The following is an 8,426-nucleotide window of genomic DNA, read 5'->3' on the forward strand; positions in this document are numbered from 1 at the left end:
TTTCTCGTTTTGACAAATTGGCCAGGAACTTCTTGAGTTTTCTCTATCTCGTCAGTGCTCTCTTTTGGCTCAAATGAAAGATCAACACAACCTAGCCTGTTCGCATGAGCAGTGCAGAACACTATCCCTACACGGGGTGGGCCCTCGACCGGCAGCAGAACATCCAACGCCCTCTACTCTTGGCCGGTTGGGGAGAAAAAGTGCCCCTTCGTTACTTCCAAAAGAGAATCTCCCCGCGTGACATACTCCCGCACTCATGCTGACGCAAAGCGCTCCGCGCCGCTAGAGAGAAGGTCTAGTCAACTCTAGATCGCCCGTCAAGGGGCAACCCGACTGTTGCCAGCGGCGGATGGCCTGGGCAGTGAGTCCATTCGTTACATCGCGAATGGGGATCCCCGATCCGGTTACCTGCAGACGCACCAACCGCCAGGGATCCCCAGGAGCAGCCCGCAGAACATAAGCCTCGTAGGCCAGTTGCAGGGTTTCGCTGCGCCGACCGGCCAAGGAGTTGCCCTCCTTTTGGGGGTGTTGGGGCAAGACCAAGCGGCGCTCCAGCGTGGTGAAATACAGCCGAAAAGCTTCTGGAGAAGCAGTTGCGGTGTCCGGCAAAACCTGAGCCAGCTCCTGTTGGCGTAAGCGGGCCGGAGACCTTGGAGAGAGCATTTCAACCTCCGGCTTCCCCACCAGCACAACCTGAAACTCAGAGCGGGAGCGGCTCAAGGCCAGATTGAGAAACAAAGGCAACTGCTCCGTTAGAGCCTCAGCCCAAACCTGAGGAGCAGCCAGGCAAGTTTCCCCTCTTGCCGGAACGAAATGCTCCGCACCCCTAACGCGCCCAGGAGTGCTGACCAGGCCCAAAACCACCGACAAACCGACTCCTAGCCAACATCTCCTGCCGGATCCAGCCGGCCTTTTTTCAGGGATCCACTGCACAAGCCTACGGCGTCGTTGCATTACAGAACTACCCCAATAACATCGGGCATCTCCCCACACCCTCACCCGGCAGCATCCCATGAGGCTTGGAAGCGCCGCAAGGCGGCCACGGGATCGGGAGAAGCGGTGATGGGGCGGCCCACCACCAGATAATCGGCTCCTGCCCGCAGAGCTTCGTCGGGCGTGCAGATGCGCTGTTGATCCTCCTCTCCATCCCCCGCCTTGGCTTGGCCCAGACGGATCCCGGGAGTAACCAGCAAAACCTCCGGCCCCAAAGCTTGGCGCAGCCGCGAGACCTCCTGAGGAGAGCAAACCAGTCCAGTAAAGCCTTGGGCTTGAGCCAGCCGGGCCAAATGCAACACATAGTCGGCGGGATCCATCTCGATGCCCAGTTCCTGTCGCACCTGCGGGGGGCTGATGCTGGTTAAGAGGGTAACCGCCAATAGCCGACAAGGACTGCCCTGGGCAGCTGCCACGGCTGCCCGCAACATGGCACTGCCGCCGGCAGCATGGACGGTGAGCAGATCCACTCCATAGCCGACGGCCACCTCCGTAGCCCTCCCCACGGTGTGGGGAATGTCGTGCAGCTTCAAATCCAGAAAAATGCGCTTGCCCCTTTCCTTGAGAGCCTGCAGAACGGAAAAACCCGCAGCAGTGAACAACTCCAGGCCCACCTTCCACCACAGCACCTGCGGCAAAGAGTCCACCCACTTCAAAGCCTGCTCTTGAGAAGAGGTATCCAGCGCAACAATCAGGCGGTCACCCTTCATCGGGGCTCATTCCGAGGCTCGTAGTGGGGACAGCCCTCACAGGGGCCGCAGGGGTTGACGGCACAGCGCAACTCTGGAGAATGGGCATTGTAGCGGCAGGTGGGATCCCCGATGTATTCTGGCGGCGAAGCCACGTAAGTGTAAACAACCACACCCCCAAATCCTATCGGGCTGACGAAGAAACGACTGGTGGTGAAAGATTCGCCAGAAGGGTTGAGGGTTTCCTCAAAGGGTTCTGGCTCAGGCTCCAGCTCCACTTCCTCCTCCAGATTCCAGAGGGCTTCCCACTGCCTAAGGGTTTCCTGTAAAGGCACAGCCAAGTGCTCTGCCAGCTCCATCAGGGCAGTCTCCAAAGAGGCCAAACTTTCTTCGGCCACTTGGGCAAAGGCTGCAACCCATTCCTCCAAAAGTTTCTCAAAATCCATGCAGCAGCGACCTAGAGGTTCCTTCTTCACCTTACCGCCAGCCTGGGCAACCTTTAACTTCCTCCCCGGCAAACGGCATCCACTAGAGCTTGATTCACCAATGGAAACAGCTCCGCCAACTCTTCTGTGGATAGGTTTCCGGTACAGACATTGGCGCGAATATGCCACTCTGCCCACATTTGTGCCGAAGGAGCAGCAGGATCCCGGCCCTCCTCAGAACCTGAACCGCCCACAGGTACCCGAGGGAGGCTGCGTCCCGACCCAAGGTTCAGTTGCAGTACGCTGTCACGGTTGATGCCGGTTAGAGAGGTTTGAGCATTAACCCCTTCAGGCAAAGCAAGCGCCAGGGACAAAGCCATCCAAGACAATCCACAAAAGGTAACGCTGCGAAACATGGGATCCTCGCCGGCTAGGATTAGTTTATTTTAAGAGCCCTATCTTGAGCGCAATTATAGCCACTGCCTCCGGTTCCTCTGGGCAGAGCCGGGCTAAGTCTTCCTACGACCGCAGGCCGATTCCCGACCACTGCACGCAATGACGGCCCTGCTCATCCTTCAGGGATCCATCGCGGCGGTAGGAAAAGAAATCTTGGGGTTGGCTGAGGGTGCAATGGGGGCTGACGGCAATGTGTTCAGGGGGGATCCCTTGGGCTTGGGCTTGGGCACCGTTGACCCAGCGCAGATCCAGGCGAACCTTGCCAGGCAGAGGATCGGGCAAGAGAGCGGCGCGGGCATCCAGCCCTGGGGGTAGGCTTTGCAGCACCTGCTCCGCCACCTCCTCTGACACCTGATAGACTGACCCCGAAATAGAGGGCCCGATGGCCACGCGGATCCCAGCAGCAGGGATCCCCGCCTGTAAAAACTCCTGCAGCACCTTGGACAAGATCCCCGCAGCAGTGCCTCTCCACCCGGCGTGAATGGCCGCCACCCATTCTCGACTGGCCACCAAAATCGGCACACAGTCAGCGGTGCAGACCCAGGCAGAATCTCCTTGGCGGCGGGCAATGACCGCATCTGCCTGAGAGCGGGTAGGGATCCCTTGACCAACAGAGCAGTCCTGCTCTCCCTTCTGTCCAAGGGTTTCCGTGATCCCATCTGCCCAAACCCAGTTGCAGCCATGCACCTGATGGCCCCACGCGGCCTGTTCAGGGGGCAGTTGCAGCCGAGCGGCCAACTGAGATGGGGGATGGGGATGACCTTGGCGAGAGCCAAAAGCATGAGGCCACTCCGCCAAAAGCTGACACTCCAGCCAGCGCCATCTCCCTGCCTGCTGCCAAACCCACAAGGCGGAGCCACTCATTGGCGAGAGCTACCCAGGCCAGCAGTGGGCGGGGATCCTTGAGACCGATGTTGGGCGCGGAGATGGCCCACCCGCTCTTCCAAACACATCTTTAGCTCGGCAGGGTTAAACAGCATCGGCAAAAAATGAATGCTCCGGGTTTCTCGAAAAAAGAACAACACCGGCAGCGGCGGCCAGAAAATTTGCCAATCCTGCCACTCGCTGTAGGGGAACTCGCGGATGCGCCTGGAGCCGCTGTAGACCTGCAGCGCCGTTCTGGTAAAGGCCAGCCCGATCAGAGAGGTCTGCACCACCAAAAACAGGCCAAACAGGCCCACCCCTAGCCCCGCCCAAAACGAAAGCCAGAACAGCGGCACCGCCAAAGCCAACACCGACAGGCTGAGGCGAAAATCCGGGGTCAATAGATGGGCAGAATTGGGTCTAATCATGCCCCACTCCTCCTCTCAGGGATCCCAGACCCATTCTAGGCCGCCTCGGCAACTCTTCAGAAGTCAGAGGATCTGTAGGACATAGAGGAGAGAGCCTCTTCTCGAAATCAGGGAACGAGGGGCAAACCGAACCCGTTTTTTGAGTTATCCCGAAAAATACTTGGGATCCTGGGGAAATTGGGGTTTGCCATTGAGCTTCTTCCCACAGCTGGCCGATACAACCGCGCAGGCGGGATGGAATCCTCGCGTAGCTCTCAACTGAGGGCCTCACCGCGTGCGATGGTATACGATAAACTCCAGAGTTCCGCAAGTTTACAGATCAGAACCGGCAAGACGACCCCCATCTACCCAAATGCGCCCTTGGGAAAACCGGCATAATACGGATATAACGAGTGCTTACTGCTAACCCGCACAATTCGTTGGGCCTCTCCATGCCTCTCGACCCTCTCTCTCAGTTGCCAGAGGAGCCAACCACTCAGATCCCCTTGGAGTTTTACGAGCGCAGACCCCAGCCTGAGGCAACTGCGGCCTTTCTAACGGTGCTCAGCGGCGCCAATGTGGGCATGACGTTTCCCTTGGCGAGGGGTGGAGTTTTGGGGCGCAGCCACCGCGCGGACATTCAGCTCTTGGATCACGCCGTCTCCCGGCAGCACTGTCGGCTGGAGAGAGAAGATGAAGGTTATGTCCTCACCGACCTGGAGAGCCTCAACGGCACTTATGTCAACGGCGAGCGCGTCAGCCGCGTTCTCCTGAAGGATGGAGATTACATTCAAGTGGGGGCCAGCACCCTCAAGTTTGCCTACTACAACGCGGCAGAAGAAGCCTTCTTTTTGCAAATGGCCACTGCCGCCCTCCACGACCCGCTGACCGGCTTGCATAACCGACGTTTTTTCCTGGAGCAACTGGAGCTGGAGATCCCCTTTGCCCTTCGCCATCGCATTCCCCTCCACGTGCTCTATCTGGATTTGGATGGGTTTAAGCAAATCAACGACCGCTGGGGGCACTGGGCTGGGGATCAAACCTTAATCCAGGTGGCGCGGCGATTGCAAGCTCACGTTCGCCAAGACGATCTGGTGGCCCGCTTGGGGGGCGATGAGTTTGCCCTGCTGGTGCGCGGGATCCCGAACCCGCAAATCTTGGGGCTGGCAGAACGCTTGCGGCAGGCCGTCCAGTCCCTGTCGGTGCAGGTGGAAGCGGAGACCATCTCCCTAAGCTGCAGTGTGGGCATCACCTCTCTGCTGGAGCTGGGAGAGGGAACTGACCCACAAAGTCTGCTGGCTGCTGCCGACAAGGCCCTCTACCAAGCCAAAGCTGAGGGGGGTAACCGAGAGACTTTGCTGTAGCTCGAGGCCACCTGTTGGGGTTCAGGATCCCTCTACCAAGCTGGCATAGGCTTCGGCACTCATGGTGTCCTCGAGATCTTCGGGGTTGGCAATGCGCACCTTGATCAGCCAGCCATCGCCATAGGGATCGTCGGCAAGGCTTTCGGGGCTCTCCACCACCGCTGTATTCACGGCCACCACCTCTCCAGAAAGAGGGGCATAGAGATCTTCAACGGCCTTGACCGATTCCACCGAGCCAAAGCTTTCCCCTTTTTCAATCTCTGTCCCTTCTTCGGGCAAGCCCACGAAAACGATATCCCCCAGTTGATCGACGGCATAAGCTGTGATCCCAATCACCGCAATATCATCCTCAACATGGATGTACTCGTGGGTGTCCACGTAGCGCAGATGGGATGGATACTCCAGGGCCATGCCGGTTCTCCCGTAGAATTCAGTGGATTATTCTAGGGTGAACTCTCGGAGATGGTAAAGGGCGGATCCCAAGCCCGGCCCGCTAGAGAAACTCCATCAGCAGCCGATTTACGGTTTGCGGCGCTTCCTGCTGCGCCCAATGGCCGCATTCGGGGATGTACTCCTTGCGCAGGCCGTTGGGGAAAAAGGGATCCATCCCCTCAGTTAGCTCGCGGCTGAGGGCAAAGTCTTCTTCTCCCCAAATCAGCAGGGTAGGGGCGAGGATTTGCCGCATGGGCTGCAAAAACAGGTTCTGCAAAGTGGGCAGGTTAAAAAGCTGGCGGTAGTAGTTGAGGGCAGAGGTGAGAACCTTGGGTTTGGAGAGGGCCTCTTGGTAGAGCTTGAGGTCGTGGCGGGTGAAGGCGCTTTTGCGCACCGAGGTTTCCTGGAAAATGCGGCGCACCCAATCTCCCAAATCCCACTGCAGCACCCACTCTGGCAGCCAAGGCAATTGAAAAAAGAACAGGTACCAACTGCGGCGCAGTTGATCCAAGTTGCTCAAGAATTCCCGGCGAAAGCAGGCCGGATGGGGAGAATTGAGGACGGCCAGCTTGCGAATCTCCTCAGGGAAAAATTGCGCCCAGTGCCAGGCAATGGCTCCCCCCCAATCGTGGGCTACGACCACCGCCCTCTGAGCCCCAAAGTGGCTCAGCAAGCCGCGGATATCCTCGGTAAGGGTATCCAGGTCATAGCCGTGATCCGGTTTGTCGGAATCGTTGTAGCCGCGCATGTCGGGTGCCACCACGCGAAACCGCTGCGCCAACACCGGAATCTGATGCCGCCAGGAGTACCAAAACTCCGGGAAACCGTGCAACAAGATCGCCAGCTCCCCTTCCCCTTGGGTGACGTAGTGCAGTTGAATGCCATTGGTAAGGGCATACCCGTGCTGCCAGGTTCCCATTTTGGCGGCTACCTCAGGAGGAAGGCGGGGGATCCCTGCTTCTGCCATGTCGTCTGCTCTCGAGCTAACCCATGATTTGGTATCCACCCATACTAACCTTTGTCGCCGGTCTTCCCTTTGCCGGCGCAGGCTTTTTGAGAGGCATCCTACGAAGAAAGCTTAAGAGAAAGTCTGCGGGTGAACAGATTAGATGAACACTAGCGCAGAAGGCCAAAGCCCAACATCCCCGCAAAGCGTTGCCATTTTGGGAGCCGGGGCTTGGGGAAGTACCCTGGCGATGCTGGCTCAGGGGCAAGGGCACCGGGTGCGGGTTTGGGATCGCCGCAAGGGCCTGGATTTGGCAGAAGTGCTCCAGGGATCCCAAATCCTCATCTCAGCCGTCTCTATGGCGGGGGTACGCCCTGTGGTGGAAGCAGTGCGCCAGGTGGGGATCCCACTGCAGGCAATTTTGGTCTCGGCCACCAAAGGGTTGGATCCACTGCAGCTTCTGACCCCTACCCAAATTTGGGGGGCCACCTTCCCGGAGCAGCCCCTGGTGGTGCTTTCGGGGCCTAATCTTTCGGCGGAGATCCGCCAAGGCTTGCCGGCAGCGGCAGTGGTGGCCAGCCGGGATCCCTGGGCCGCTGTGCAGGTGCAGTATGCCCTTTCCTCGGAGCGGTTCCGCCTCTATACCAGCAGCGATCCGCTGGGAGTGGAGCTAGGCGGCACCCTGAAAAATGTTATCGCCATCGCTGTTGGCGTGTGTGATGGCTTGCAACTGGGGGCCAATGCTCGTGCGGCTCTGGTTACCCGCGGCCTGGCAGAGATGATCCGGGTGGGATCTAAGCTGGGGGCACGGGCAGAAACCTTCAATGGCCTGTCGGGGTTGGGGGATCTGCTGGCCACCTGCCACAGCCGCTTGAGCCGCAACTACCGAGTGGGCTACGGGCTAGGCCAGGGCCAACCCTTGTCGCAGATTTTGGCGGAGATCGAGGGCACCGCCGAAGGGGTTTACACCGCTCCCGTCGTGGTCGAGATCGCTGCCCAGCACGGCATTCAGGTGCCCATCACCCAGGAAGTGCATCTGTTGTTGCAAGGGCAGACCACCCCCACCGCCGCCCTCACCCGCCTGATGGAACGTCAACTGACTTCGGAATAGGCTGCCTTCACTTCTCCCAAAGGAGGAGGGGGGTTTCTGGCATAACCGCAAATCTGCGGATGAGGAAAGTTGTTCCGCACTCTATCAGGATTTTTGCAGAGCAGGGAGATCCCAGAATGAGCGATTTGGCGGAGTTTTTTTTTCCAGAGTTTCCCTATGCTGCAGCTGTAGTTCTTCGACTTGTTCTTGCATCAACTCGGATCTCTCTGGCTCCGGGAAGGCGGACAGTAGGCCCGACAGGTTGGGCCAGGTCTTTGTTTAATTTTTTACAAAGTTATGTCCAAACGCATCCTGGTGATTGAAGACGAACCCTCTATTCGCACCTATCTGCAGAAGGTGTTGCAACGAGCGGGGTACGACACGGTGGCGGCCACCGATGGAGAAGAGGGCTTGCAGATGGTGCGCACCCTGATGCCCGACTTGGTGTTGTGCGATGTGGTGATGCCCAAGCTGAACGGCTATGGGGTGCTGGATGCCCTGAGATGGGATCAGTCTACAGCTCACATCCCCTTCGTCTTTCTCTCCTCGAAAATCTCTCCCGAAGAGATTGAACAGGGGCTATGTTTTGGCTCCGATGCCTATCTGACGAAGCCCGTTGACCAGAAACGCCTGCTGAAAGCCGTTGCTGCCCAATTGTCTTGAGTTGACCAAAAGGCGCGGCAAGCCCCGTCCTTCAGGGCGGGGAAGGATAGCGCCGACCGTAGCCGACGCCCTTTAAAAACGCAGTGTCGGCCATGTG

11 protein-coding genes are annotated in these 8,426 nt (G+C 58.5%); 3 read left to right on the forward strand and 8 right to left on the reverse strand.

Features of this window, described 5'->3' with window-relative positions; translation table 11 throughout:
• Positions 1-282: 282 nt before the first annotated feature.
• From ACVWXZ_RS13900 to ACVWXZ_RS13925, 6 genes are all read right to left on the reverse strand, one after another.
• Positions 283-864, reverse strand: coding sequence for a hypothetical protein (locus ACVWXZ_RS13900; protein ID WP_457482656.1), 582 nt, complete (start codon positions 862-864; stop codon positions 283-285).
• A 131-nt stretch (positions 865-995) separates the two neighbouring features.
• The gene (pyrF, locus tag ACVWXZ_RS13905) at positions 996-1,703 is read right to left on the reverse strand and encodes an orotidine-5'-phosphate decarboxylase (protein ID WP_414374982.1); all 708 of its coding nucleotides are present in this window, start codon (positions 1,701-1,703) and stop codon (positions 996-998) included.
• On the reverse strand, positions 1,700-2,128 hold the full coding sequence (locus ACVWXZ_RS13910) for a DUF6464 family protein (RefSeq protein WP_369791761.1): 429 nt from the start codon (positions 2,126-2,128) through the stop codon (positions 1,700-1,702). Before ACVWXZ_RS13910 ends, pyrF begins: the two co-directional genes overlap by 4 nt.
• A 53-nt stretch (positions 2,129-2,181) precedes the next feature.
• Entirely contained in the window at positions 2,182-2,523 is a 342-nt protein-coding gene (locus tag ACVWXZ_RS13915; protein WP_414374986.1) for a hypothetical protein, read from the reverse strand.
• Positions 2,524-2,626: 103 nt separating this feature from the next.
• The gene (gene pgeF / locus ACVWXZ_RS13920; RefSeq protein WP_457440054.1) at positions 2,627-3,427 is read right to left on the reverse strand and encodes a peptidoglycan editing factor PgeF; all 801 of its coding nucleotides are present in this window, start codon (positions 3,425-3,427) and stop codon (positions 2,627-2,629) included.
• Positions 3,424-3,855 (reverse strand): DUF3119 family protein, encoded by a 432-nt coding sequence (locus ACVWXZ_RS13925; RefSeq protein WP_457440052.1) that lies wholly within the window; start codon positions 3,853-3,855, stop codon positions 3,424-3,426. The genes pgeF and ACVWXZ_RS13925 overlap by 4 nt, the downstream gene beginning before the upstream one ends.
• Positions 3,856-4,286: 431 nt before the next feature.
• Here ACVWXZ_RS13925 and ACVWXZ_RS13930 point away from each other — a divergent pair, with 431 nt between their 5' ends.
• Positions 4,287-5,198: a diguanylate cyclase gene (locus tag ACVWXZ_RS13930; RefSeq protein WP_457482654.1), complete on the forward strand. Its 912-nt coding sequence runs from the start codon at positions 4,287-4,289 to the stop codon at positions 5,196-5,198.
• A 21-nt stretch (positions 5,199-5,219) separates the two neighbouring features.
• Here the strand turns inward: ACVWXZ_RS13930 and gcvH are convergent, their stop codons facing one another.
• Positions 5,220-5,609, reverse strand: coding sequence for a glycine cleavage system protein GcvH (gene gcvH / locus ACVWXZ_RS13935; RefSeq protein ID WP_011432013.1), 390 nt, complete (start codon positions 5,607-5,609; stop codon positions 5,220-5,222).
• A gap of 82 nt (positions 5,610-5,691) precedes the next feature.
• Complete coding sequence (locus tag ACVWXZ_RS13940; protein ID WP_414331097.1) at positions 5,692-6,597, reverse strand: alpha/beta fold hydrolase; 906 nt, start codon at positions 6,595-6,597, stop codon at positions 5,692-5,694.
• Positions 6,598-6,739: 142 nt separating this feature from the next.
• On the opposite strand from ACVWXZ_RS13940, the gene ACVWXZ_RS13945 reads away from it, so the two are divergent.
• Both ACVWXZ_RS13945 and ACVWXZ_RS13950 read left to right on the forward strand, forming a co-directional pair.
• On the forward strand, positions 6,740-7,687 hold the full coding sequence (locus ACVWXZ_RS13945) for an NAD(P)H-dependent glycerol-3-phosphate dehydrogenase (protein WP_457482655.1): 948 nt from the start codon (positions 6,740-6,742) through the stop codon (positions 7,685-7,687).
• Between the two features lie 276 nt (positions 7,688-7,963).
• On the forward strand, positions 7,964-8,329 hold the full coding sequence (locus ACVWXZ_RS13950; protein WP_011432017.1) for a response regulator: 366 nt from the start codon (positions 7,964-7,966) through the stop codon (positions 8,327-8,329).
• Positions 8,330-8,426 lie beyond the last annotated feature (97 nt).

Source organism: Thermostichus sp. MS-CIW-38 (assembly GCF_054058415.1).